At 62.8% G+C, this 26,316-nt stretch carries 17 protein-coding genes and 1 CRISPR repeat array; of the genes, 16 read left to right on the top strand and 1 reads right to left on the bottom strand.

The annotated features are described in order from the left end of the window. The first annotated feature begins 23 nt into the window (after positions 1–23). From NYE40_RS22170 to NYE40_RS22130, 9 genes are all read left to right on the top strand, one after another. Positions 24–707, top strand: a complete 684-nt coding sequence (locus NYE40_RS22170; RefSeq protein ID WP_028598979.1) for a response regulator transcription factor — start codon at positions 24–26, stop codon at positions 705–707. Further along, positions 704–2,287, top strand: coding sequence for a HAMP domain-containing sensor histidine kinase (locus NYE40_RS22165; protein ID WP_028598980.1), 1,584 nt, complete (start codon positions 704–706; stop codon positions 2,285–2,287). The genes NYE40_RS22170 and NYE40_RS22165 overlap by 4 nt, the downstream gene beginning before the upstream one ends. A gap of 250 nt (positions 2,288–2,537) precedes the next feature. Beyond that, positions 2,538–3,693: a CRISPR direct-repeat array (repeat unit 32 nt; unit sequence GTCGCTCCCCGCTGGGGAGCGTGGATTGAAAC). Positions 3,694–4,585: 892 nt separating this feature from the next. Beyond that, positions 4,586–5,926 (top strand): stage II sporulation protein D, encoded by a 1,341-nt coding sequence (gene spoIID / locus NYE40_RS22160; protein ID WP_339278975.1) that lies wholly within the window; start codon positions 4,586–4,588, stop codon positions 5,924–5,926. Between the two features lie 119 nt (positions 5,927–6,045). Beyond that, complete coding sequence (locus tag NYE40_RS22155) at positions 6,046–6,894, top strand: M23 family metallopeptidase (RefSeq protein ID WP_084137277.1); 849 nt, start codon at positions 6,046–6,048, stop codon at positions 6,892–6,894. A 215-nt stretch (positions 6,895–7,109) separates the two neighbouring features. Continuing rightward, positions 7,110–7,394: a sporulation transcriptional regulator SpoIIID gene (gene spoIIID, locus NYE40_RS22150; protein WP_021880270.1), complete on the top strand. Its 285-nt coding sequence runs from the start codon at positions 7,110–7,112 to the stop codon at positions 7,392–7,394. Between the two features lie 91 nt (positions 7,395–7,485). Then, positions 7,486–8,490 carry a rod shape-determining protein MreB gene (gene mreB / locus NYE40_RS22145; protein WP_028598981.1) on the top strand — a complete coding sequence of 335 codons (1,005 nt, stop codon included), beginning with the start codon at positions 7,486–7,488 and terminating at the stop codon, positions 8,488–8,490. 314 nt (positions 8,491–8,804) lie between these two features. After that, positions 8,805–9,665, top strand: coding sequence for a flagellar hook-basal body protein (locus NYE40_RS22140; protein WP_101807628.1), 861 nt, complete (start codon positions 8,805–8,807; stop codon positions 9,663–9,665). Positions 9,666–9,679: 14 nt separating this feature from the next. Continuing rightward, on the top strand, positions 9,680–10,531 hold the full coding sequence (locus NYE40_RS22135; protein ID WP_028598983.1) for a flagellar hook-basal body protein: 852 nt from the start codon (positions 9,680–9,682) through the stop codon (positions 10,529–10,531). A gap of 64 nt (positions 10,532–10,595) precedes the next feature. Continuing rightward, positions 10,596–10,916, top strand: coding sequence for a DNA-directed RNA polymerase subunit beta (locus tag NYE40_RS22130; protein ID WP_164820128.1), 321 nt, complete (start codon positions 10,596–10,598; stop codon positions 10,914–10,916). Between the two features lie 197 nt (positions 10,917–11,113). Here NYE40_RS22130 and NYE40_RS22125 read toward each other — a convergent pair whose 3' ends face one another. Continuing rightward, on the bottom strand, positions 11,114–13,279 hold the full coding sequence (locus NYE40_RS22125) for an Ig-like domain-containing protein (RefSeq protein ID WP_043111317.1): 2,166 nt from the start codon (positions 13,277–13,279) through the stop codon (positions 11,114–11,116). A gap of 359 nt (positions 13,280–13,638) precedes the next feature. Here NYE40_RS22125 and fabZ point away from each other — a divergent pair, with 359 nt between their 5' ends. From fabZ to NYE40_RS22090, 7 genes are all read left to right on the top strand, one after another. After that, entirely contained in the window at positions 13,639–14,070 is a 432-nt protein-coding gene (gene fabZ / locus NYE40_RS22120; RefSeq protein ID WP_028598984.1) for a 3-hydroxyacyl-ACP dehydratase FabZ, read from the top strand. A gap of 100 nt (positions 14,071–14,170) precedes the next feature. Then, positions 14,171–15,880, top strand: a complete 1,710-nt coding sequence (locus tag NYE40_RS22115) for a phospho-sugar mutase (RefSeq protein ID WP_028598985.1) — start codon at positions 14,171–14,173, stop codon at positions 15,878–15,880. A 124-nt stretch (positions 15,881–16,004) separates the two neighbouring features. Beyond that, positions 16,005–18,149: a DUF5693 family protein gene (locus NYE40_RS22110; protein ID WP_028598986.1), complete on the top strand. Its 2,145-nt coding sequence runs from the start codon at positions 16,005–16,007 to the stop codon at positions 18,147–18,149. Then, on the top strand, positions 18,142–19,296 hold the full coding sequence (csaB, locus tag NYE40_RS22105; protein ID WP_339278974.1) for a polysaccharide pyruvyl transferase CsaB: 1,155 nt from the start codon (positions 18,142–18,144) through the stop codon (positions 19,294–19,296). The genes NYE40_RS22110 and csaB overlap by 8 nt, the downstream gene beginning before the upstream one ends. 140 nt (positions 19,297–19,436) lie before the next feature. Further along, positions 19,437–20,231, top strand: a complete 795-nt coding sequence (locus NYE40_RS22100) for a WecB/TagA/CpsF family glycosyltransferase (protein ID WP_052333272.1) — start codon at positions 19,437–19,439, stop codon at positions 20,229–20,231. 114 nt (positions 20,232–20,345) lie between these two features. Beyond that, on the top strand, positions 20,346–21,467 hold the full coding sequence (locus NYE40_RS22095; protein ID WP_043111319.1) for an MraY family glycosyltransferase: 1,122 nt from the start codon (positions 20,346–20,348) through the stop codon (positions 21,465–21,467). Between the two features lie 169 nt (positions 21,468–21,636). Continuing rightward, on the top strand, positions 21,637–25,719 hold the full coding sequence (locus NYE40_RS22090) for an S-layer homology domain-containing protein (RefSeq protein WP_339278973.1): 4,083 nt from the start codon (positions 21,637–21,639) through the stop codon (positions 25,717–25,719). Positions 25,720–26,316 lie beyond the last annotated feature (597 nt).

The following is a 26,316-nucleotide window of genomic DNA, read 5'->3' as shown; positions in this document are numbered from 1 at the left end:
CTTCTAATCTGGAGGTATGCCGCATGAAATCCCCGTCGATCCTGCTCATCGAGGACGATCCGCTCATCACCGACCTGCTCGAGCTTTATCTCGAGCGCTATGGCTTCCGCTTCTCGGTCGCGCATGACGGCGCGGCGGGCCTCGCCCGGTTCTACGACCAGATCCCCGATCTGGTCGTGCTCGACGTCATGATGCCGGGCCGGGACGGCTGGAGCGTCTGCGAGGAGATCCGGAGCGCCAGCAAGGTCCCGATCATCTTTCTCACCGGCAAAGGAGAAGGCTACGACAAGCTGAAGGGTTTCTCCCTCGGCGCCGACGACTACCTCGTCAAGCCGTTCGATCCGAAGGAGCTGATCGCGCGCATCCGCGCGGTGCTGAAGCGGACGCATCCGACGCTGTACAAGGACAGCGCGGAGTTCCCGGATCTGGTCGTCGACGCGACCGAATACCGGGTGCTTGTCCGCGGCAAGGACGCCGGCTGCGCGCCGAAGGAGGTCGAGCTGCTGTACTGCCTCGCCTCCCGGCCGGGCAAGGTGTTCTCGCGCGAGGAGCTGCTGCAGGCGGTGTGGGGGATGGATTATTTCGGCGACTCCAACACGGTCGACGTGCATATCAAGCGGATCCGCGACCGGATCGGCGAGCATCCCGCCTGGCGGATCGGCACGGTGCGCGGCGTCGGCTACCGCTTCGAGGCCGGGGCGTCATGAGCGCCGGCGGCCTCAAGGACGCTGCCCGGCGGCTCGGCGAAAAGGCCGCCGCTGTCGCGAGGCGGCTCGGCGTCGGCGGCATTTTCGCGAAGCTGCTGCTCATCTCGCTGTCGACGCTGGCGGTCACGTTCCTCGTCTACAACCTGCTCTCCTCGCAGCTCGTCGGCCGGGACATGCTCGACCGCAGGCAGGGGGTCGAAGGAGCCGAGCTGCGCCGCACGATCACGCTGCTGGAGACGGCGGCCCGGGACGGCTGGAGCGACGACTCGATCCGGACCGCGCTGCAGCTCGTCGTGCCGCCGCAGATGAAGAGCATCCTCATCATCGACCGCGGCGGACGCTACATGCAGATCGGCCAGGTGCCGCTGCCCGAGTCCGACATCCGCGAGCTGATCGCCTCGGCCGGCATCGGCCGGAGTCCGGAGGCCCGCACCGAGATGGTCGAGAACGACTCGGGCAAGTACATCGTCAGCTCCCAGTACGTGCCGTCGCTCGATCGCTACGTCGTCTCGCTGTCGACGGGCTTCCAGCGGGAATTCCGGCGGGTGCAGAACCTGAACGCGCTCGCCATCGGCATCGCGATCGCCGTATCGGTGCTCGTCTCGTGGGCGTTCTCGCGGTACATGACGCGCCGCATCCGGCGGATGAGCCTGGGCGCCGAGCAGTTCGCCAAGGGCCGCTTCGAGACGAAGATCGCCGACCGCTCCGCCGACGAGCTCGGACAGCTGGCCGGCTCGCTCAACCGGATGGCGGGCGATCTCGGCGCGCTGGAGCAGATGCGGCGGGACTTTTTGGCCAACGTCTCCCATGACCTGCGCTCGCCGCTCACGTCGATCCACGGCTATCTCGAAGCGATCCTCGACGGCACCGTTCCGCGCGACAAGGCGGACCGCTACCTGCGCATCACGCAGGACCAGACGGCGCGCCTCATGAAGCTCGTCAGCGACCTGCTCGACATGTCCAAGATCGAGGCCGGCCAGTTCGACGTCGTGCCGGCCGAATTCGATCTCGCGGAAATGATCCGGCTGCTGCTCTCGCGCATGGAGTCTACGTTCAGCCATCACAGCGTACGGTACGAAATTGCCGGGCTGCCAGGAGGGGAGCGGCGCGAGCGGGCGGAGCCGGAAGGGGCCGAAGCGGGCATGGCCGGGACGGCTGGCGCGCCGCGAGCCGCGGAGCCGGGCGAGGTGCTCGTCGTCGGCGACCCGCACCGGCTGGAGCAGGTGATGGTCAATCTGCTGCAAAATGCGATGGCGTTCTCTCCGCATGGCTCGACGGTTCATGTCACGCTGGAATGCGGGCCAGACCGCGCCTGCGTCTCCGTGCGGGACGAAGGCATCGGCATGAGCGAGGAGCAGGCGCGCCGCATCTGGGAACGCTTCTACAAGAGCGACGAAGCCCGCGGCGGCCGCGGCGGCACCGGCATCGGGCTGTCGATCGTCAAGCATATCCTCGACGCGCACGGCTCGCGCATCGAGGTGCGGAGCGAGCCCGGCCAGGGCAGCGAGTTCCGCTTCTGCCTCGTGCGGGCGGGCTTGGCCGGTTCCGACGAGCAATACCGCGAGTCATCCGAGAAATAGGGATGACTCGCGGCTTTTTTGCATTGTTGGCGGCCGCGGGCTGGCAGCAGCCAGCCAGGCGGCAGGTGCAGCAGGTGCAGTGCGAATGCCAAGCTCCCATAAAATCTCCGGGAGATTCGCACCTCGAAAGTTGTCGAATCCCATCGAAAAAATGTTATCTTGATTTTTGTCAAGTCAAAACTTATGCTAAATTCAGAGCAACAGTAGAAGCTGGCATCCCCTTTCAAGGCTGGAAGCGCTGTTATTCGCTGTCGCTCCCCGCTGGGGAGCGTGGATTGAAACCACGGAGGAAGCTCGGAGCCCGACTCCTGGGCGGTCGCTCCCCGCTGGGGAGCGTGGATTGAAACAAGTTTGTCGGCAGGTACACGTCCACTGTCCAGGTCGCTCCCCGCTGGGGAGCGTGGATTGAAACCGTTTGGCGCTCCTTCGCGATGTTGTTCAGGTGAGGTCGCTCCCCGCTGGGGAACGTGGATTGAAACTGTAAGGTTCTGTGAATTTCTTTACCTTTTGATCTGTCGCTCCCCGCTGGGGAACGTGGATTGAAACTCGCCTAGCTCAATCAACCTTTTGGTGATTGTACCGCGTCGCTCCCCGCTGGGGAACGTGGATTGAAACCACTCCGATTTCATATCTTCGAGTCGTGAAAAAGTCGCTCCCCGCTGGGGAACGTGGATTGAAACAAGCGGAGCCGGTCGGACGTCGCCATTTTGATTAGTCGCTCCCCGCTGGGGAGCGTGGATTGAAACTCGTAGCGCCCAACCGTAAGTACCGCGTTATAACGTCGCTCCCCGCTGGGGAGCGTGGATTGAAACGGATCTGATCGTCCAGGTCGTTGACGAGGTCCTGTCGCTCCCCGCTGGGGAGCGTGGATTGAAACCAGGCCGCCGCGCTTGTAGTGGTCGGGGCGTACGGTCGCTCCCCGCTGGGGAGCGTGGATTGAAACCACACGATATAGCCTCTCGACGAGGTGTTCGATTGTCGCTCCCCGCTGGGGAGCGTGGATTGAAACCGTACATGAGCGAATAGCAGACGCATTGCTTGACGTCGCTCCCCGCTGGGGAGCGTGGATTGAAACGGCGGTTGGTAGGCCGGCCGGCTGCCGGGAGCCGCGTCGCTCCCCGCTGGGGAGCGTGGATTGAAACGCCCCGCTGATGCCGCCCATGATCGCCCCGATGCCCGTCGCTCCCCGCTGGGGAGCGTGGATTGAAACCGATAAGTGGGGAAGCCGCATACAGTTGCCCCGGTCGCTCCCCGCTGGGGAGCGTGGATTGAAACCATAGTGTTTTTCGTCGCCTCGAACTGCTTGCGCGTCGCTCCCCGCTGGGGAGCGTGGATTGAAACGGGTGCGTGAGCAATCGCGTCAGGACGGTGTTGGGTCACTCCCCGCTGGGAGCATGAATTGAAACGCGATTCGCGCGTCTCTGCCATCTGCTCCGCCGAGTCACTCCCCCGGTATGGAGCGTAATTGGAAGCCTAATTCCGTAGCCTTTGGAACGGCGAGGAAATCTTCCCCTATTAGGAGCCTGAAAAACTAGGCGAGCGCTTCTCCTCACGAGAAATCATAAATAAAACAGCTGATAAAAGCACAAAACCAACCCCCTCCGCGCGAGGGGTTGGTTTTGTGCTTTTTCACAGGCAATTTTCCCCCGCCTTCGCCCTGGGAGCCATTTCAAGCCTCTTTCCAGACTCGTTTCGGCTGACCCTTCCTGTTCTATTCTATAATTCCCCTCTCATACTCTATAACGATGAGATGGAAGTAGAAGAAGACTCCGTCTACGGCGGGAAAGGGGACATGTGGAGATGCGGCAGGAAAGAGAGCGGGCGCGCTGGACTTGGGACGAAGCTGTCCAAAGGACAGAGGGGACCGAGCCGGAATCGGACCCGGTGATTGCGGCGAGAGATCGGTCTTTGCCGGCCGGCGAAAGCAGGAGCGAGGAAGTCCGGCAGACGAGAGATTCGCCGCGAGAAGCAACGTTGGCTGAAGAAACGAAGCAACAACGAACGTTGCAGCGAGATGCGCAGCAAGACAGCACGTCGCAAGAGAACGCCATGCAAACAAACACATCGCATGAAAACACATCGCTACATCAATCGCCGCACCGGGACGAGCCGCCAGTGAAGAAGCTTCAAGAGAAAAGGTCTAATGAACGGACGGTTCAGCCAGAAGCTCCGCGGGAGGTGAAGCAGCAGCAACACGCGCCGCAAAGGCAAGCGATGCGACGAGAAGGCCCTTCTGCCGGAGCGCTGAAAGGAAGGGGCGGGAGCGGATACGGCGCAGAGGAAAGCCGGCGGGGAAGGGTGCCCGTCAAAGGCGCCGCCGATGCGGTTAACCGCCGAACGCCGCCGACGCCATCGCCATGGACGCTGGCGGCGCTCGGCGCGCTGACGGCGGCGGCGATCCTGCTGCCGGGCCTGATCGCGCACCGGCAGGACGAGCCGGAGCGGGCGGCCGTGGACGGGCCCGGCGGCTATGAGGCATCGGCTGTTTTCACGGAGCGCCAGCCGACGTTCACGACTTCCGCGGGCAAAATCGTGCCGCTGCTGGGCGGCGCCCCGGACGTCCCGTCCCCAGGCGACGGCGGGACGAGCTCCGCCGCAGGCGGACAAGCCGCCTCCGCCTCTGCCCCCGGGGCATCGGACACCGCCGGCTCCCCGCCGTCCGGGCGCGAACAAAAGCCGGCCGAAGCCGGCCATGCCAAGGCGGAAGCGGAGCCCTCCTCTCCTTCCTCCGCCTCCGCGAACGCAGCGCCCGCCGAGCTTCCGCCGCTCGGCGAGCTCGACCGGATGCTCGTACGGGTTTATTTGACGGAAGAAAAGCGGGTGGAGAAGGTGCCGATGGAGCTGTACGTCCGCGGCGTGCTCGCCGGGGAGATGCCGATCGGCTTCGAGCCGGAGGCGCTCAAGGCGCAGGCGATCGCCGCGCGCACCTACATCGTGAAGCGGCTCGCCGCGAAGGACCGCTCCGGCGTGCCGGGCGGAGCCGCCGACGTGACGGATACGACGGCGCATCAGGTGTACGTGCCGCTCGCCGAGCTGCAGAAGCGCTGGAGCGGCGAGGAGCGCGAGCGCAACCTCGCCAAGCTGAACGCGGCGGTGCAGCAGACGAGAGGGCAGATCGTGACTTATGAAGGCAAGCCGATCGAAGCGCTCTTTTTCAGCACGAGCAACGGCTACACGGAGAACTCGGAGGATTACTGGGACGCCAGCCTGCCTTATCTGCGGAGCGTGGCCAGCCCGTGGGACAAGACGATCAGCCCGGAATACAAGGAGACGACGACGATGAGCCTGGCGGCGTTCTGGCGCAAGCTCGGCGTCAGCTCGAAGGCAGGCGCCCGCAGCCTGCGCGTGCTCGATACGACCGACGGCCGCCGCATCCGGAAGCTGGCGGCAGGCGGGCAGGTGCTTACGGGACGGGAGGTCCGGGAAAAGCTCGGGCTGCCCTCCACTCAGTTCACCTGGAAAGTAGAGGGCGGCGACATCGAGATCACGACGTACGGCTACGGCCACGGCGTCGGCATGAGCCAGTGGGGCGCGGACGGCATGGCCAAGGCAGGCCGCTCGGCCTACCAGATCCTCTCTCATTATTACACCGGCACGGAGGTCGTGCGGACGGCTTCGCTGCCCCGCAATCCCGCCTGAGCCCCGGACGGCCTGAAAGGGGAGGCCCGGCGTCCCTCTCAGGCGCTCTTGCAAATTCTCTATCGCCTCACGTATAAAGCCATCCAATCCGGCAACAATGGCTAGTGAGGTGATGAAAGATGAATGAACAAGATCAGAAGAACGCCAAGCAAGACCCTCCTAAAAATCAACTGGGAGGAAGAAAGCCCGCTTCAACCTACAAGAAGACCCTGTCGCGCAAATGGATCTCTCCGGCCATCTTTGTCGCAGCGGCAGCCATCATCGTAACCGTCATGTGGCTCTATCAAGGAGACGAGCAGAAGACTTCGACTACCGAGACTCCCGAGAGCGTGCAGACGGAGCAAGGCGGACAGGAGCAGATCCAAGAGACGGTCAAGCCGGTTCCGGGCGAGACGGCGCTGTGGCCGGTCGCCAGCGTCGAGGACGTGCTGGTGAAGCGGGGCTACTTTGACCGCAATGCCAGCGCGGCCGAGCAGGAAGCCTCCCTCGTGGAGCAGGGCAATACGTACAAGGGCAATACGGGCATCGACCTGGCCCGGGCCGACGACCAGCCGTTCGACGTGCAGGCCGTCCTGAGCGGCAAGGTAACGCTCGTGCAGGACCAGCCGACCAACGGCACGGTCGTCGAGATCGCGCACGGCAACGGGCTCGTCTCCGTCTACCAGAGCCTGAGCGGCGTCACCGTCAAGCCGGGCGACGAGGTCAAGCAAGCGACCGTCATCGGCAAAGCGGGCCGCAACGATCTGCAGAAGGAGCTCGGCGTGCATCTGCACTTCGCGCTGCTGAAAAACGACGAGCATGTCGATCCGTCCTCGCTGCTGCCGGCCGCAGCGCCCCAGCTGCAGACGGCGGCAGCCCAGCCGGAGGCGGGCAGCTCCGCAGCACCGGACGCGGCCGAGCAGACGGACGCGGGAGCGGCGGACAGCGCCGGCGCCGCGGACGGCGCTCAGCCGGACGACGCCGAATAAGCTTTTCGCAGGCGGTCCCATACGCCGGCCTTCCCCTCGGGAGGGCCGGTTTTTTTTATGTCCGCGCAAGGTCCGATTTCGGTTCTAGAAGCATCGGGAGTCCTATTTTCAGCCAATTGGGACGGAATTCCGGCTTAGGACTTGGCCATAAAGAATATCTGCCCGACCCCCTCATATAATGTACCAAACTTACAAACAGTCAAGGAGGCGGGAACGTGCACGATTACATCAAAGAGCGGACCATCAAGATCGGCCGGTGCATCGTGGAGACCAAACATACGGTGCGTACGATCGCCAAAGAGTTCGGGGTGTCCAAGAGCACGGTGCACAAGGATCTGACCGAGCGGCTGCCGGAAATCAACCCGGACCTGGCCGATCAGGTGAAGCACATCCTCGAGTACCATAAGTCCATCCGCCACTTGCGGGGCGGGGAGGCCACCAAGATCAAGTATAAAAAAAGCACCAAGCGGCGCGAGGTGCTGGCGGCCGGAAAACGCTAATTTTTTTCAACAAAATCAGAGGAAAAACGAGGTTTTCAGCGAATAATGGGTAATGGGCTTCCACACTATTCGTTAGGGGACTTCGGACGTTATGCTGAGCAAGGATATCGGAATCGATCTGGGCACCGCCAACGTGTCCATTCATGTAAAAGGGAAGGGCGTCGTGCTTGACGAGCCCTCTGTCGTCGCCGTTGAGACCGACACCCGCCGGGTGCTGGCGGTCGGCGACGAAGCCTATCGGATGGTCGGACGGACGCCGGGCAACATCGTGGCGATCCGTCCGCTTCGCGACGGCGTCATCGCCGACTTCGAGATTACCGAAATGATGCTCAAGGCGTTCATCGACCGCATCGGCGGGCGGAGCTGGTACAGCCGCCCGCGTATTCTCATCTGCGCTCCGACCAATATCACTTCCGTCGAGCAAAAGGCGATCCGCGAGGCGGCCGAGCGCTGCGGCGCGCGCGAGGTGTATATGGAGGAGGAGCCGAAGGCGGCGGCGATCGGCGCGGGCATGGACATCTACCAGCCGAGCGGCAACATGGTCGTCGATATCGGAGGCGGCACGACGGACGTCGCGGTGCTGTCGATGGGCGACATCGTCACGTCGGCATCCATCAAGGTGGCAGGCGACACGTTCGATTCGGACATCAGCCGCTACATCAAGGCGAAGTACAAGCTTCTGATCGGAGAGCGGACAAGCGAGGAGATCAAGATCCGCATCGGCTCGGTGCATTCCGGCGCGCGCAACGACGCGATCGACATCCGGGGCCGCGACATGGTGACCGGATTGCCGCGCACGATCAGCATCCATTCCGAGGAAGTGCGCGAGGCGCTGTCGGACTCCGTAGCGGCCATCGTGGCCGCGGCCAAGACGGTGCTGGAGCAGACGCCGCCGGAGCTGTCGGCGGACATCATCGACCGCGGCGTCATCCTGACGGGCGGAGGCGCGCTGCTTGACGGACTCGACCTGCTCATGGCGGACGAGCTCAAGGTGCCGGTGCTGGTCGCCGAGGATCCGATGCACTGCGTCGTCAAAGGGACGGGCTACATGCTCGACCACCTGGACCGCATGTCGCGTAAGAAAGCGCGTATCTAGCCCGCTATCAACCCGCCTGATTTTGGCGGGTTGATAGTCGGGAGCCCGCCAACCCGCCTGATTTTGGCGGGTTGATAGTCGGGAGCCCGCTAGCCCCCCGCCGTGTCCTAGGCGGGGGCCGGCGCTCGCTTGGCCGCTGCCGGAAGCAGCGGCTTTTTTGGCGCGTCCGCATCGGGGCTGCCGAACTATTCCGCCAGCGCTTGCCGGGACTCATCGCAGGCGGAATGCCGGCAAGTGGGCATCCAGCCCTATTCACAAGTCCTGGCGGCATGCCGATATAGACGACAGCAGAACACCCTCAAGGAGGCTCCTCCATGATCAGAGGCTTATATACCGCCGCGGCGGGCATGATCGCCCAGCAGCGCGTCCATGACACGGCGACGACCAACATCGCGAACCTCAATACGACCGGCTACAAAGCCTCCCATGCGCTGAACCGCTCGTTTCCCGAAATGCTGCTGTCGATGAGCGGCAAGAACGACGAGCCGGTCCGCCGGATCGGACGGCTCAGCACCGGCGTGCTCGCCGAGGAAAGCATCGCGCTGCAGGTCCAGGGCGACCTCAACAAGACGGACAAGCCGTCCGACTTCGCGATCCTCTCGGAAATCCAGGTGCCGGGCGTCACGTTCGACGCTTCCGGCAAGTCCGTCGCCGAGGACGGCACGGTGACGTATCGGCCGCAGGCTTACTTCACGGTGCTGAATGAGCAGGAACAGACGCGCTACACGCGCGGCGGAGAGTTCCACCTGACCGGAGAAGGCGCGCTCGTGACCTCCGACGGCTCGCCGGTGCTGGGGGCCGGAGGGCAGCCGATCGCCTTCGAGCCCGGCACGAGCCTGGACTCGCTGAAGCTGGACGGCAGCTTCCGCTTCGTCGACGCGACGGGAGCGCCGACGGGCCAAGCGCTGCTTATCACGCAGGTCGATCGGGTCGCCGATCTTGTCCGCGAGGGCGACGGCAAGCTGCGGCTTGACGGCGAGGGCGGCGCCGCGCCGGCGCAGCCGGGAGCGGGCATCGAGGTGCGGCAGGGCTATGCGGAGCGCTCGAACGTCGATCCGACGCAGACGATGCTCGATCTGATGGGCGCGATGCGCGCCTACGAAGCCAACCAAAAGGTGATCCAATTCTACGACAAGAGCCTGGAAAAGGCCGCCAACGAGATCGGCCGAGTGTAAAGGAGGGATGACCGGTGAACAATTCCATCATCAATGCGACGGTGTCGATGAGCGCGCTGCAGCAGCGGCTTGACCTGCTCGCCGAAAATATGGCCAACGTCAATACGGCCGGCTACAAGCGCAAGGAAGCGACCTTTCAGGACCTGCTCACGAACGCGAAGCAGCAGCCGGAGGCATTCCGCCGCGAGGGCCGCGTCGGTCCGCTCGGCTACAATCAGGGCTGGGGCGCGCGCTTCATCCAGATGGGGCCGGACATGACCCAGGGCAGCCTCAAGGAGACGGGGACTTCGACCGATCTGGCCCTCGAAGGGAACGCGCTTTTTGTCGTCGCGTCCGATGATGCCGGCGGCCGCGGCTACACCCGCAGCGGGGCGTTTCAGTTGACGGTGACCGGCCAGGGTGATACGATACTCGCGACAGCGACCGGGTATCCGGTCCTGGGTCAGGTGCCCGTGCAGACGGCGAACGGCGTCGTATTGCGCGAGGGCCCGATTGTCGTGCCGGAGGGCGTATCGCTGCAGATCAGCCCGGAGGGCGTCGTCGACGGCGTTCGCGCCGACGGCAGCCGGACTCGCCTCGGACAGCTGTCGCTGGTGCAGCCGACGCGTCCCGAATCGCTCGTCGCCGCAGCCGACAACCTGTTCGCCGTCGCCGCAGGCACCGATGCCGCCGACGTGCTGACGCCCGTCCAGGCGGGAGAGGGCGGCGCCGTCGCCGTGCGCCAAGGCTTCATCGAGCAGTCCAACGTAGACCTCGTGGAGGAGATGACCGAGCTGCTGAGCGTGCAGCGGGCCTATCAGCTCAGCGCGCGTGCGCTGACCTCTGCCGACACGATGGCCGGACTGGCCAACAATATGCGCGCTTGAGCCTTTCCTCCTGCAGCATGACGGGCGGGAGAGGGGCTCTGCCGCGCCGTCAAGGATGATGATCATGACCAACGATACTCAGGCTTCGTCGATGGGCGGAGCGCCGTCCCCGCGGGAAGGCGAGAAGAGCTCGTCTGCATCCGCAGGCGGCGCGGCGCGCCCCAAGGAAAAGCAAGCCGCGGCGTCCTCGGGCAAGCCGCGCAAGAAAAGCCGTTTTACCGCCTGGTGGTTCGCGCGCAAGCTGATCGTGCTCGCGCTGTTCGCCGGCGCGCTCGTAGGCGGTCTTTACCTCGGCTTTGTCACCGTAGGCGGAGGCAGCATGTCGGATGCGTTCGACATCGCGACCTACAAGCATATTTACGACCTGATCTTCTCGGATTCCTAGCCGGACCGGTTCCTTCGCGGAGCCGGTTTTTTGCACATCCGTCGGGAACCGGGGAGCCGTGCGCGAGGGCGCTGGCGGCAGCAGCCGGGCATGAGAAAAGGGACGAAGCCGAGATCATCTCGGCTTCGTCCCTTTTTTAGTGAAGCGGCCCGAAGGGCGGATGGGATCGAAGCGGCAGTGCCGCCTCGGAGTCCGATTTATTTGACCGTAACGCGCGCGGTGACCGACTTGCCGTCGAAGACGGCTTTGATCGTCGCCGTGCCTTTGGCGACGGCGCTCACCGTGCCGCCCTGCGTGACCGCTGCGGAGCTTTCACGGCTCGAGGACCAGAGGGAGGCTGCAGTTACTTCCTCATACGTTCCGTTGTCATAAAAGGCTTTCAGCTTCAGCTGAGCCGAAGCTCCCGGAGCAAGCTTGAGGCTTTTTTCGGAGAGCACGAGGCTCTTGAGCTTCGGCTTGACGGACAGCGATACGGTGACGCTCTTGCCTTGGTACGTGCCCGTCAGCTTGGCGCTGCCGAGCTTGAGCGCCTTGATCGTGCCGCGCTGCACGCTCGCGACAGCCGAAGCGTCCGTGCTCCAGTCCATTTTGGCCGCCAGGGAGACGGTAGAGCCGCTCTTGTACGTGCCGGTCACCTTGACCGTCTTGCTGCGGTTCGGATTGAGCGTGAGCGAGGACGGATCGACCGTCAGCTTGACGATCTCCTCCTCGATCGTTACCGGGAACGAGACGGTCTTGCCGAGGTAGGAGGCGGTCAGCGTCGTCTTGGCGCTGGCGAGGCCGCGCATCGAGTCCTCCAGCACGAGCAGGCTGCTGCCGGAAGCTTTCCAGACGGCTTTGGCAGTGACATCCTCTTCCTCGCCCGTCGTGTAGGTGATGGTGAGCTTCGGCAGCCCGACCGTCTTGCCGATGACTAGCGACAGGTTCTTCGTCTCGGACAGCAGGGCGAGCGGCTTGGCATTCACCTCGAACGGCAGCTCGACCGACATGTCGCCGAGCTCGGCCTTGAGCACGGCGCTGCCGCTCTTGCGCGCGATCCACTTGCCGTCCTTGATCTCCACGATATCGGAATCGCTGGACGTCCATTTGACGAGCTTCGTGACGCTGAACTCCGCGTCGTCGAGGCCGGCGGCGGTGATGGACGGCAGCTCGCGCGTCTCCTCGACGATCGCGGACAGCTTCTCTTCTGCTGCCTTGATGCGGACGGCGGTCGGATAGACCGTCACCTTGAGCGAGCGGCTGACGCCCTTGTATTCGGCCTTGATCGTCGAGGATCCGGCCGCCTTCGGCGTGACGAGTCCGCCGTCCGCGGTCGCCGCGTACAGGTCGGAGGACGTCCATGCCGCGAGCGCCGTCACGTCCTCGGCGCTGCCGGACGCGCTCGGGATGGAGGCGGACAGCTGCACGGGCGAGTCGGAGAGCAGCAGGTGCAGCTCGGCGGACGGAGACAGCTTGAGCACTTCATACGGCTGGCGCACGACGGCCTGCACCGTCGCGGTTACGCCGTGCAAGGAGACGGAGATCGTCGCCGTGCCGGGACCGACCGGCGTCAGGACGCCGTCCTTCTCGGCCTTCACGACCGTCGGAGCGGAGCTGCTCCAGACGGCCTTGGACGTGACGTCGAGGCTGGCTCCGCCGTCCTTCGGCTGGGCGGTCGCGCTCAGCCGGGCCGGGCTGCCTCCCGTCTCGAGCTCGACGAGCGACGTTTCGGAGAGCTCGATCGCCTTGTAAGGCGATTCGGCCGTCAGCGTCAGCGAGGCGGATACGCCGCGGTAGGAGGCCTTGATCGTCGTCGTGCCCGCGGACAGGATCTCGATTTCGCCGTCCTTGACCGTGGCGACGGCGGCGCTGGAGCTCGTCCAGTCGGCGTCCTCGGTCAGCTCGGTCGTCAGGCCGTTCTTGACGCCGAGGACATCGAGCTGAAGCTTGTCGCCGACGGCCGCCTCGAGCTTGGACGGGGCATTCTCGCCGCCGCGCTGCAGCTGCAGCTTGCTGTACGGATATTCGACCGTGACGGCCACGCTGGCGGAGTAGCCGCCGAACTTGCCGGTAATCGTCGCCTTGCCGGAGGCGACCGGCGTCAGCACGCCTCCGCTCACTTTGACGACCGAGGAGAGCGAGGTCGTCCATACGGCCGAGGACGTGACGTCTTTTTTAGCGGAGGAGCCGGAGTAGGAAGCCCACAGCACGAGCGCGAACGGGTCCTCGCCGTAGGTCAGGGACAGGCTGGAGCCGGCGTCGAGCGAGACGGAGGTGACGGCATCCTCGGCATGGGCCGCAGGGGCCAGCAGGGAGAGGGCCAGGACGGCCGCCAGCAGCAGCGACAGCAGCGTGCGGCCGCGCGGTGTAGCGTGTCGGGTCAACGGTAGACACTCCTTTTGAGTCGGGATTTTCGTCGGAATATACTAGTTAACGGCATATCGATGCGGAAAATGTAGGCAAAGGCTGGAAAATAGGAAGGGCGGCGGTTTTTTTTTCATTCGCCGGGAGGTATAATAACGGGGGCATGGCTAGGTCCCGAGGGTGACCGAACAGCCTCCGGAATCGACAAAAAGGACAAGCCCTTCGCGGATGTTCGTCCGGCGCGGGCCTGCCCTTATCTCAACCCCTGCGACCTGCAGGCTCGCGGGGGACAGTTCTAGTCTGGCCCGAAGCGGAGCGTTCCATGCGGATGCGGCCGCCGGGCCGGCGATACTATTTCCTCCGGGAGGAGACCCACAACTTGCTGAATATCAACGAAATCATGGACATCATTCCGCATCGCCAGCCCTTCCTGCTGATCGACCGCATCCTGGAGGTAGAAGAGGGCAGACGCGCCGTCGGCCTCAAGAACGTGACGATGAACGAGCCGTTCTTCGCCGGACACTTCCCGGGCTTCCCCGTCATGCCGGGCGTGCTCATCGTCGAAGCGCTCGCCCAGGTGGGCGCGGTCGCGATCCTCAAGCTGGAGGCCAACCGCGGCAAGCTCGCGATGTTCGCGGGCATCGACGAATTCCGCTTCCGCGGGCAGGTGACGCCGGGCGACACGCTGCGGCTCGAGGTGGAGATCACGCGGCTCAAGGGCATCGTCGGCAAGGGCAAGGCGACCGCCAGCGTCGATGGCAAGGTCGTGGCCGAAGGCGGCATCATGTTCGCGCTGACGGACCCGAGCTGATCCCGGCGAGGACGGCAAAACCATTCGGATAGGAAAATCGTCTTAGCGGGTGGACACTCCGCCCGCGGACGCCATACATAGACAAGGGAGAGATCAACGGATGTCCGTAACCGCAATCGCGACCGAACGCTATCATGCCTGGCTGAGCGATCCGCTCATCGACGAGGCGACGAAGGAAGAGCTGCGCGGCATCGCCGGCGACGAGAAGGAGATCACCGACCGCTTCTACCGCGATCTCGAGTTCGGCACGGGCGGCCTGCGCGGCGTCATGGGCGCCGGCACGAACCGGCTGAACGCCTACACCGTCGGCAAGGCGACCCAGGGACTGGCCCAATGGCTGCTTGCCCAGACGGATTCTCCGTCGGTCGTCATCGCCCACGACTCGCGCAACAACTCGCCGGAGTTCACGCTGGACGCGGCGCTCGTGCTGGCCGGCAACGGCATCAAGACGTATCTGTTCCCCTCGCTGCGGCCGACGCCGCAGCTGAGCTTCGCGGTGCGGGATCTTGGCGCGAGCGGCGGCATCGTCATCACGGCCAGCCATAACCCGCCGGAGTACAACGGCTACAAGGCGTACGGTCCCGAGGGCTGCCAGCTCGTCCCGCATGAGGCCGAGCAGGCGATCGCGGCGATCGGCCGGGTCGGCAGCTTCGCCGAGATCAAGCGGATCGGCCGCGAGGAGGCCGAGGCCAAGGGCCTGCTCGTCTGGCTCGGCGCCGCCGACGACCGCCGCTTCATCGAGGCGGTGGCGGCGCAGAGCCTGAACCGCGATCTGCTGAAGCGCGGCGCTGGCTCCGATCTCAAGGTCGTCTTCACGCCGCTGCACGGCACGGGCAACCATCCGGTGCGGGAGGCGCTGGCCGAGATCGGCCTCTCGAACGTGTCCGTCGTCCAGGAGCAGGAGCAGCCGGACGGCTACTTCAGCACCGTCAAAAGCCCCAATCCGGAGGAGCGCGAGGCGTTCACGCTCGCGATCCGGCAGGCGCAGGAGCAGGATGCCGACCTGATCATCGGCACCGATCCGGACGCCGACCGCGTCGGCGCGGTCGTCAAGAACAATCGCGGCGAGTACGTCGTGCTCACCGGCAACCAGTCCGGCGCGCTGCTCGTGAACTACGTGCTCAGCCAGCTCAAGGAGCGGGGCCAGCTGCCGGCGAACGGCGTCGTCGTCAAGACGATCGTGACGAGCGAGATGGGCGCGGACATCGCCAAGGCGCATGGAGCGGACGTCATCGATACGCTGACCGGCTTCAAATACATCGGCGAAAAGATGACCGAGTTCGAACGGACCGGATCGCATGCATTCCTGTTCGGCTATGAGGAAAGCTACGGCTACCTGACCGGCATGTACGCCCGCGACAAGGACGCCGTCGTCGCCGCCATGCTGATCGCCGAGGCGGCCGCTTATTACAAGCATCAGGGCAAGACGCTGTATGATGTGCTGCTGGAGCTGTACGACGAGTACGGCACCTATCTGGAGGGGCTGGAGTCGCGTACGCTCAAGGGACTGGACGGCGTGCAGAAGATCGGCGCCATCATGGACAGCTTCCGTTCGGCGCCTCCGGCAGAAGCGGGCGGCGTCAAGATCGCCGAGGTGCTGGACTACAGCATCGGCCTGGACGGCCTGCCCAAGGAGAACGTGCTCAAGTACCTGCTCGAGGACGGCTCCTGGTTCACGCTCCGCCCTTCGGGCACCGAGCCGAAGATCAAGGTATACTTCGCGGTGCGCGGCGAGTCGCAGCAAGCGGCGGGCGAGGCGCTGGACGCGCTCCGCTCCTCCGTCATGGAGCGCGTCGACGCGATGGCTTGAGGCGGCTGGCTCGCGAGCCGGGCAGATGCAGCCGATATAGATCGAACAGCCGCAGGGCGGGAGCGAGAGACGCCCCGCCCTGCGCGCCATAGAGGAACATGCAGTCAAGGGAGCGAGTGGACAAGTGTTGAAATGGCAGCAATGGAATCGGGGAGCCCGCAAGGTGCTGTGGGTGCTGGCGCTGGCATGCGTCGCCCTGTCGATGCCGATCGGAGCGAGCCGATGGCAGATGGAGAAGACCGCCGATACGGTGGAGTACGTATTCGATTATTCCGATCTGGTGCTGGTGGCCTCCTATCAGGCCAAGCCGGAGGAATTCATGAGCGCCGAGCTGGAAAAGCTCAAGGCCGCGGGCGTCGGCACGATGTCCGTATTCGAAAGCCGGCTCGACGAGCTGGAGATGGCCGGACGGCTCGGCTTGTACAGCGAGGCCGAAGCGGCGCTGCTGCAGAACAAGCCGGTTCCGGCCGATCGGAACTTCACCTACCTGCTGTTCGAAGGCGAAACGGAGCAGGCGGCGCTCGAGCCGATCATCCGCGCCCGCTTCGAATCGTCCGGCATCCGCGTGGACTCCTGGTCGTTCGACGGCCTCGCGGGGCTCGTGCTGGAGACGCCTTTGTCCGACGCGGTGCTCAAGACGATGGAGCCCGATCCGCTGGCGCTGGATCGGCTCACCCAGGCCGGCTTCCATCTGCTGCCGCGCCTGTCCGACCGGATTCCGTACGACCAGCAGCAGGCCGACGGCATGCTTGCCCGGTTCAAGGAGCTCGGCGTCACGCGCATCCTGTTCGACGGCAACGCCGTCAAAGGCGCGGCGGAGCAGGCGAACCTGCGCAGCCTCGACGGCTTCGCCGAGCTGCTGAACAAGTACGGCATCGGCCTGTCCGCGATCGAAAATCTCAAAAAGCCCCAAGAAGGGCTGAATACGCTTGCGTATAAGACGCACTATAATGTAGCGCGGCTCTACTCGTTGTCCGACAAGGATGCGGCTGCGCTCAAGCCCGATGTCATCGTGGACCGCTTCCTGCTGGCGGCCAAGGACCGCAACATCCGGATGTTCTACCTGAACGCCGCGCCCTCGGCCAACCTGGACAAGGGCATGGTGACCAACCCGCTCGACAATCTGTATGCCTCGATCGGGGGCAAGGACGGAGCGGTGCAGACGCTGGACCGCTCCGGCTTCCCGTCCGGTCAGGCGACGGCGTTCGAGCGCGACCAGCCGTCCTGGCACAAGGCGCTCAAAGGGGCGTCGGCGCTTGGCGCCGTCAGCTTGATCGCGCTGCTTGCAGGCGCGTTCTTCGGCGGATTGACCATTCCGGTGTTCCTGCTCGGCCTTGTCGGAAGCGCCGGCCTGTACGTGCTCAACAGCTCGCTGATGGAACAGGGCCTGGCGCTCGGAGCGGCGATCGCCGCTCCGACGCTGGCGATGGTGTGGGTCATCAATCGCATTTACGCCCATACGGACGGTCCTCGTCGCCCGGTAGGCGGCGAATGGAGCTCATCCGGCTCGGAGGCGACCTTCCAAGTGTCGCCGTGGAGCGCGATGCTCGGCGGCCTCAGCCAGCCGGGCACCCGCTGGGTGTTCCACGGCCTTTCCGCCGGCAGGAGGCTGTCGATGGCGCTCGCCATGTTCGTCGTGGCGACGCTCATCTCGCTGCTTGCCGTGCCGATCGTCGTCGGCCTGCTCAACAACATTACGTACAGCCTTGTCCTTCAGCAGTTCCGGGGCGTCAACCTGCTGGCCCTGGCGCCGATGGCGCTGACGGCGGCGTACCTGTTCCTGTTCACCGGGGGCAGCTTCTGGACGAGCCTGCGCCGCCTGCTCAGCCTGCAGATCACCATTCTGTGGATCGCGGCGGCGGCTGTGCTCGGCATCGTCGGCCTGTACTACTTGTCCCGGACAGGCAACGGCGGCACGGCGCCGGGCTTCGAGCTCGTCTTCCGCAATCTGCTGGAATCGACGTTCGGCGTGCGTCCGCGGACCAAGGAATTCCTGCTCGCTCACCCGCTCATGCTCCTCGGCCTGTTCCTGGCGCTTCGCTATCGGGCGGCCTGGGTATTGCTTGTTGTAGGAGCGATGGGCCAGCTGTCGATGGTCGGCACGTTCACCCACATCCACACGCCGCTGCCGATGTCGCTCATCCGCGTGCTGCTCGGTCTCGGCCTCGGCGCGATCATCGGGCTGGCGCTGATCGCCGCCTGGCAGATCGGCGAAGCGCTGTACCGCAAGCTGCGCAGCCGCGGAAAGGAGGCCACCCTTCATGGCTGAGATCCGGCAGGCAGGCGGCTCGCCGACATTCCGTATTGCCATTTCGGGTTATTACGGATTCCGCAACAGCGGCGACGAAGCGGTGCTGAAGTCGATTCTGCTCGCGCTTGAAGCAGAAGGACGCGAGCAGGGCGTCCGCATCGAGCCGGTCGTCCTGTCGGGGGACCCGGCCGCGACCGAGTCGATGTACGGCGTGCAGGCCGTCGGCCGCATGAGCCCGACTGGGCTGCTGCGGACGATCGCCGGATGCGACGGGCTCATCAGCGGCGGGGGCAGCCTGCTGCAGGACGTAACGGGCAGCAAGACGATTCCTTATTATGCCGGCATCCTCAAGCTGGCGCAGCTGCTCGGCAAGCCGACGTTCATCTATGCCCAAGGCGTCGGCCCCGTGCTGAACCGCCGCATGGACGGCCTCATCCGCCATGTCATGACGCGCAGCGCCTATGTATCCGTGCGCGATGCCGAATCCGCCGAGCTGCTCGGCCGGATGGGCGTCCCGCGCGAGCGGATCGGCATCGTGCCGGATCCGGTCATGGGGCTGCCGCTGCCAGCCGGCGCGGCGGACGCGGCGAGCGGCGGGGCGGACGACCGCACGCCTGTGGTCGGCATCTCCCTGCGCCGCTGGCGCAAGGACGGCGCCGACCTCGCCCGCGCCGCTGAGGCGCTTGGCGAGCTGGCGCGCCGCCGCCCGGTTCGTCTGCGCTTCCTGCCCTTCCATGTGCCGGCGGATGCGGAAGCTTCGCGCGAGACGATGGAGCGGCTCGGCGAGCTCGGTCCGGGCAGCAGCGCCGAGCTTGCCGAGCCCGGCGACGATCCGCAGCGGATGCTGCTCGAGGTGAGCCGCTGCGACCTGCTGGTGGGCATGAGGCTGCATGCGCTCATCTACGCCGCCGGCCAGCGGGTGCCGATGCTCGGCATCAGCTACGATCCGAAGATCGACCAGTTTCTCGCCAGGCTCCAGGAGCGCCCGGCTGCGACGACCGAGGCGATGGACGCTTCTGCATTCGCGGATGCGGCTGAGAGGCTGCTGGACGGCTCTGACGCCTGGCGGGCCGACAAGGCTCCGCTGATCGACCGGCTACAGCGCGAGGCGGCCTGGCCGGCGCAACATATCGTCCGCCATTTGCGTCAAAAAGCGAAGAGGTGAAGGTTCGACCCATGTCGACGAATATAGACTCGAACAACAAAATAACAGCGTCCCCGGCTGCCGGGGCCGAGGATGCCGATCCGCCGAGCGGAGCGGCGCTTCAATCCGACGCTCCGGAAGCGGTCCGGCTCGCGGAAGCGATGGAGGACGCTACGGATGCGACCGAGTGGCTGGAGAGCCGGCTCGTGCCGAAGGTGTCGATCTACGGCGTGCCTTTCTCCCGCATGGGGATGGACGAGACGGTCGAGTATCTGACCAACCGGATCGAGGCGGGGCGGCCTTCCCAGATCGTGACGGCCAATCCGATCATGGTGATGATGGGCTTGGAGGATCCGGCCTTTCACCGGATGCTCCGCGAGGCCGATCTCGTCGTGCCGGACGGCGCGGGCGTCGTCTGGGCGGCCGGCCATGTCGGCCAGCCCGTGCGGGAGCGGGTGCCGGGCTTCGATCTGATGCACCGTCTTTTCCTCGAGGGAGAAGAGCGGGGCTGGACGGCCTACCTGCTCGGCACGACGCAGGAGGTCATCGACGAGGCCGCGGCCAAGCTTGGGGAGAAGTACCCCGGCACCCGCATCGTCGGGACCCATCACGGCTTCTTCGGCGAAAAGGAAGACCCCGACGTCATCGCACGCATCCGGGCGGCCCGTCCGGACATGCTGTTCGTCGCCCGCTCGGCGACGACGCAGGAGCCGTGGATCGCGCGCTACAAGCAGGAGCTCGGCGTTCCGCTCGTCATGGGCGTTGGCGGCAGCTTCGACATCATCGCCGGGAGGCTCAAGCGGGCTCCCGTCTTCATGCAAAAGCTGCGCCTCGAATGGTTCTATCGTCTGCTGCAGCAGCCGACGCGGTTCCGGAGAATGCTCGTCTTGCCGCAATTCGCTTTAAAAGTGATCCGGGACAAGGAAAAGGTGACAAAACCCTACGAACTTCGATAATTCACCGATATTCGCTGTGAAATGACCGAATATTGGGGTTGGTGTTTCTTTTTCATGCGAGTTATAATTCATTCCGGTGAACTTAAGGGGAGTTGAATTCGAGTGAATGCCACAATGCTTTATATAACGGGATTTGCCGTCGCGCTCGTTCTGGCGCTAGGACTGACGCCGCTCGTCAAGCGCTTCGCCTTCAAGGTCGGCGCGATTGACAAGCCGAATGCGCGCAAGGTCCATACTCGCATCATGCCGCGTCTGGGCGGCCTCGCCATCTTCTTGGCGTTTATCGGCTCGTTCTTCATCGTGCTGCCGTTCATTCCGGACGGCTTGCTGAGCGCGTATGACCGCAACCTGATCCGAGCCATGCTGGCGGGCGGCACGATCATCGTGCTGACCGGCGCGCTCGACGACCGCTTCGAGCTGTCGGCCAAGGTGAAGCTGCTGCTGCAGCTTGTCGCCGCCAGCGTCGTCGTCTTCGGCTTCGGCGTCAAGATCGACTTGCTCAACATTCCGTTCGGCCAAAGCATGCAGGAGATCTCGGGCTGGATCAGCATCCCGCTGACGATCTTCTGGATCGTCGGCGTGACCAACGCGATCAACCTGATCGACGGCCTCGACGGCCTCGCCGCAGGCGTGTCCGGCATCGCCATTACGACGATCCTCGTCATGGCGTTCGTGCTCGGCTTCGAGCCGATCATCCTGATGAGCTGCCTGCTGCTCGGCGGCATCCTCGGCTTCCTGGTATTCAACTTCCATCCGGCCAAGATTTTCATGGGAGATTCCGGCTCGCTGTTCCTCGGCTTCATGCTGGCGACGCTGTCGATGATCGGCTTCAAGCAGGTCACCGTCGTCTCCCTGATCACGCCGCTGCTCATCATCGGCGTGCCGATCGCAGACACGTTCTTTGCCATCATCCGCCGCTGGGTCAACAAGCGGCCGATCTTCGCGCCCGACAAGGGCCATCTGCACCACTGCCTGCGCGAGCTCGGCTTCAGCCACCGCAAGACCGTCCTCATCATTTATGGGGTGGCCGCCTTCTTTGGCTTCGCGGCGATCGTGCAGTCCACTTTCGTCCAATCGCACGCAGCCAACTGGGTGACGTTCGTCGTCATCAGCCTGCTCGTGTTCTTCATGCAGATCGGCGCCGAGCTGATCGGCATCGTCGACAAGTCCAAGCGGCCGCTGCTGAGCTTGCTGGCCCGCATGAGGCTCAAGCCCGACCAGCAGCGCGGCAAATAGCTTTCATTAGAATCGAAGCCTGTCCTTCCACGCGGAGGGACAGGCTTTTTTACTATCTTCATGATAATAGAAGTTATCGTAAATCCGGCGCGCTCCTAACAATTTTCCAGTCATGGTCCGATAAATAACGTACACAAATTCCTATGCAACAGTATGGAGGAGGCTTCCCGTGTTCAAACGATTCAGCGCCATGGTCCTCATGCTGGCCCTCGTGGTCCAGCTGCTGCCGGTACTGCCTGCCCGGACGGCTGATGCGGCCGCGACCGGCTATTTCACATTCCCGAAGGAGACGAGCAGCTCGCTCAATCCCCGGGTGACGACGAACGGCCGCGTCAATCTGGAAGGCTCGGTCAGCAACATCGATCCGACGAGCATCACGTACAGCGTCCTGCAAATTGTGAACAACAAGAATACAGAAGATCCCGCCGACGACCAGATCGGCTCCAAGACGGAGAACGTCAAGGGCGGCATCTACCTGACCGGCTATAATCTGACGGCGAACAACATTGAACTATACTCCGGCCTCAACCGGATTACGTTCAAGGGCCTGCAGGGCGGCGCTGAGGTGTCGACCTCCATCTACATCATGTACCATGACGGCCCGGTGTTCTACAACCTGGCCGCTCGCCTGGACGGCAGCACGTTCCCGATGAAAGAGAACGCGACGACGGTCGTCTCCTCTGGAGCTTCGCGCGGCCGGACTTCGGCCGACATCGCCATCACCGGCAACGCGCCCAATGCGCAAAAGGTGACGATCGAGGTGAACGGCTCGAGCCGCAGCTACAATGTCTCCGCGACAAACAACTACGAATTCACGCTCTCGCCTTTGACGGTCAAAAAAGGCAAGAACCTCGTCACGATCAAGGTGACGAACAACAACCAGACCGTGGAAACGACGCGCGAGATCGCGTTCTACAACGGCGAGGTGACGTTCTATGACCTGAACCTCAACGAGCTGAACGGCACGACGATTACGAACAGCGCGGCGCTGGAATACTCGCCTGATTTCGGGACGAGCAAAGCAAATTCGCCAGCCGACCTCAGCGTGACGGGGACGGTCATCGTGCCGAACAACAAAAAAGTCGTGAACGGCGTGACGGTGCCGAATCCGGACCCGACGCAGCCGATTCAAATTACGCCTCGTCTGGATGGGACGGCGGCCGCGCCGGTCAATGCGATTCCGACTGTCAGCGCCGGTGGATACAGCCCGGAGGACGCCTTCTTTATTTATAAGGTCGACATCAAGCTCAGCCAGCTTCTATCCAGCTTCAGCTATGACCGCGCCTACTACCTCTCGCTGGAAGCGCTGAATACGGTCGCAGGCGAGTCTCAGGGCGTGTACAACCTCAAGTTCACGCTGCGCGACTCCTTGGCTCCGTTCATCAGCGAGATCAACTACATTCCGAACTATAAAACGACACAGGACCGCAACAATGAGAGCAAGCCGCTCTCGGGCGTGAATATCTACGACACGCCGCTGGCGGTCGAGGTGCTGATCGGCAACACGTCAGACACGACGCTTCCATTGACGGTATCCAAGATCACAGATATCAACGGCAACACGACGGACTATGAGTTGACAGGCGCAGTTCAACCGATCGATACGACACAGACCTATTCGACGACGGTGACCAAGACCGTCAACGGCGTTAACAAAACGTTCGTACGCAAGATTCTTGTCTTTACGAAGCTTCCCTATGAAGGAACGCAGACGGTCACGTTCAAGCACGACGCCAGCGCAACCGGCTCGGTCACGTTCAACATGCTGTTCGGACCGTTCCTCAAGTACGACAGCATCTATGATACGATGAAGATCGACTACGATTCGACCAAATTAACACAGCTCGATACGATCGTTTCCACGACGCTCAAGAACTTTGCTGCCACGCTGACCAACCTGAACGATCTGACGGACATTCGCTATGCTCCGGCTGGCGGCAAGCCGCAGACGATGTTTTTCTATATCAACAATGCCCCGATCGAGATCCAGCAGAATGGGGCGGTCAACTCGTTCCAGGCGACAGCAAACGGGATCGCGGCGGCCAAGGAGATCATGAAGTCCGCCGGCGCCTTCAATCTGAAATTCGTCTACAAGGGAAGCAAGAACAATTATGAGAACTCGATTACTATTTTCCTGAACCAAGTCAACCTCCCGGTCATTCCGGTCGAGGCCGACAGCATCTATCCGTACAGCAGCGACCTGCCGGCTCCGCTGGCCAATGATCCGAACTTCCCGAAATCGGGCAGCGTGTTCACGACGAAGGAACCGTATATGAACCTTCACGGCACATTCGACTTCGTCGATCTGGGCCAAGACATAAACATTGTCACCGATGCGCTCACCGATCCCAACAGCTCAATCGACAAGAGCAAATTCATCTTGAAGATCGAAGGCAGCAACATGAGCAGCCCGATCGTCTGGACGCTGGCTAGGGAGCTTCGCGTCATTGATACAGGTCTGCCTAAGGATCAGCAGACGGTTGGAACGATCAACACCGGCAATACCATCCCGGAGATTCCGAAACAAGGCGAGCGCGTGCCGAAGCTCGTCGTCACGTACGACCTCAAGACGCAGACATTCTCTTGGGTGCTGTCCAACCAGTACCTGAGCAAGGACGGCACGTCCAGCGTCTACAACTTCTACGTCTACAACAACGGCGAAGCCGGCGCGCGCGCCAGCTACCGCCTCGAGGTCGATCCGACGGCGCTGCCGTATAAAATTCTGCGCCCTCTGAACAGCAAGCGCATCGTCAACCAGAACTTCGTCGAGGTCATCATCGACGCGCCTAGCGCCAAGACGGTCACGGTCAACAAGCTGAACGCGGAGAAGATCGCCTATGACGCGGACAACGACGGCACGATCGACTACACGACCGCTTACCGCGTCGTCATCAGCGGGCTTAAGTCGGGCAAAAACGACCTGAAGTTTACGATCGCCAACGAGAACGACTCGATCAACGGCACCGTTACCGTCACTTACGCGCCGACGAATATTCCTGGCGCTGGCTTCATGGAAGAAATGAAGAGCTCGCACAAAATGTTTGAAGGCGAGCTGCAGCTGACCTTCCCGAAATCGACGACGCTTATCCGCCGCGACTACAACGTGCCGGAGAAGCTCAAGAACCAGGTGTTCACCGGCCATCGCCTGCTGTTCGGCATCGCCAACCCGACCGACGGCGTCGTCGACCGGCATGAGTTCGAAGTGCCGCCGGCCAACTTCGACCTGATTCTCGAGAGCCTCGGCAATATGTTCGAGAATACGTTCTCCACCAACTTTAACAAGGCGGGCAAGGTATTCTGGATCGACGCCGGCATGGCGGATGACCCGCAGACGGACAGCGTCAACGACCCGCTCACCTACGGCATCGATCCGTACCAGTATCCGACGGCGGACTTGCCTTCGTATGTGGATCGTCCGATCAACCGCGAGCTGGTGACGTCCAAAGAAGGCAGCCTGACGTTGTCGTATGACGCCAATATCGTCGATGCCAACGGCACGTTCATCACCGTGTTCCACTTCGATCCGAAAAAGCCGGAATGGGTCAACCTGGGCGGCGTTGTCGACACGAAGAAAAACACCGTGACCGTACCGTTCAAGGAATTCGGCTATTACGTCGTCGGACAGCTGAAGTATTCCTACCTGGACATCACGTCGCATCCTTATGCGCGCAACTACCTGGAGGCAATGTATGCCAAAGGCTTCATGAATGCGGCGGGGCTCGATGAGTTCGGCGCCAGCCTGTATACGTCGCGCGGCGAATTCGCCACGATGATGGTCAAAGCGCTCGGCGTGCAGCTCAATTACAATACCGATCCTTCCAAGCGGCTGTTCAACGACGTCGGCGTCGAGAGCACCGCGCTGTGGGATTACCGCTACATCGAGACGGCGTTCAACGAAGGCTATATCCGCGGCAAGGCGCCGAAGACGTTCGAGCCGACGAGCAACCTGACCCGCGAGGATGCGGCCGTCATCCTGGCCAGGGCCCTCAAGCTCAAGCTGGAGACCGATCCGGCCAAGATCGAGAAGGCATTGCAGAAAGCGTTCAAGGACTACAGCGGCATCGACTATTACGCCCGCGCCTCGGTGCTGGCGATCTACCAAAAGGGCTATATTCAAGGCTCTCCGGTAGACAGCACCAATCCGAAGAACGGGTATGTGTTCGAACCGAAATCGAACCTGCTTCGCTCCGACTCGGGCATCATTCTCGGAAAAGTGCTGGTCGGCCTGAAACGACTGCCGAAAATCAATTAAAGATTAGCTTTATAGTAGTAGAGAAAGACTGCAAAAGGCTTCCTTTTGCAGTCTTTTCTTCGCCTATTGGATGACCGTTCCGTTTTCGACAAAAATCGAGGGATGGAAAAAGTTTCGAGTCGACGGAGCCCGGTTAACCAAGTTATACTAGGAATGCAGCCAAGAAGTACGCATCAAGGCAATACATAGCAAAACAACAGGCAGGAAAAAGAAAAAAAGTTCCGACGGCTCGCAACTTTTCGAAACGCCCTGCGTTTAAGTACATGGAGTCGCACAGAACGGAATCCAAAGATGGCAGGGAAGCCGGTCCGGAACATCAATTCCTTTTGCTCCGGTAACTCCGATGGAAATGGAACATATTCTCATCTCCCTCTTTACTGCCTCTACTAGCCCATTGTATAATGGTTTAGTGGTTTGACAGGCTTCCATTATTTTCTACTTGATTTTACGAGTTTCTGCGACATGTTTTCACACGTGTCTACAGCATGAAGCAGACATTTTTCTATATTATACTGCTCCCACACTCTGGGAAGGGGGTGACACAACAGATGAGTACAAAGAGCACTCATAGTTCTACCAAACACTCTCACATACTTA

Origin of the sequence: Paenibacillus sp. FSL W8-1187 (genome assembly GCF_037965485.1) — a bacterium.
Lineage (GTDB): Bacteria > Bacillota > Bacilli > Paenibacillales > Paenibacillaceae > Paenibacillus_O > Paenibacillus_O pasadenensis.
This window is presented reverse-complemented; position numbering and strand designations above follow the sequence as displayed.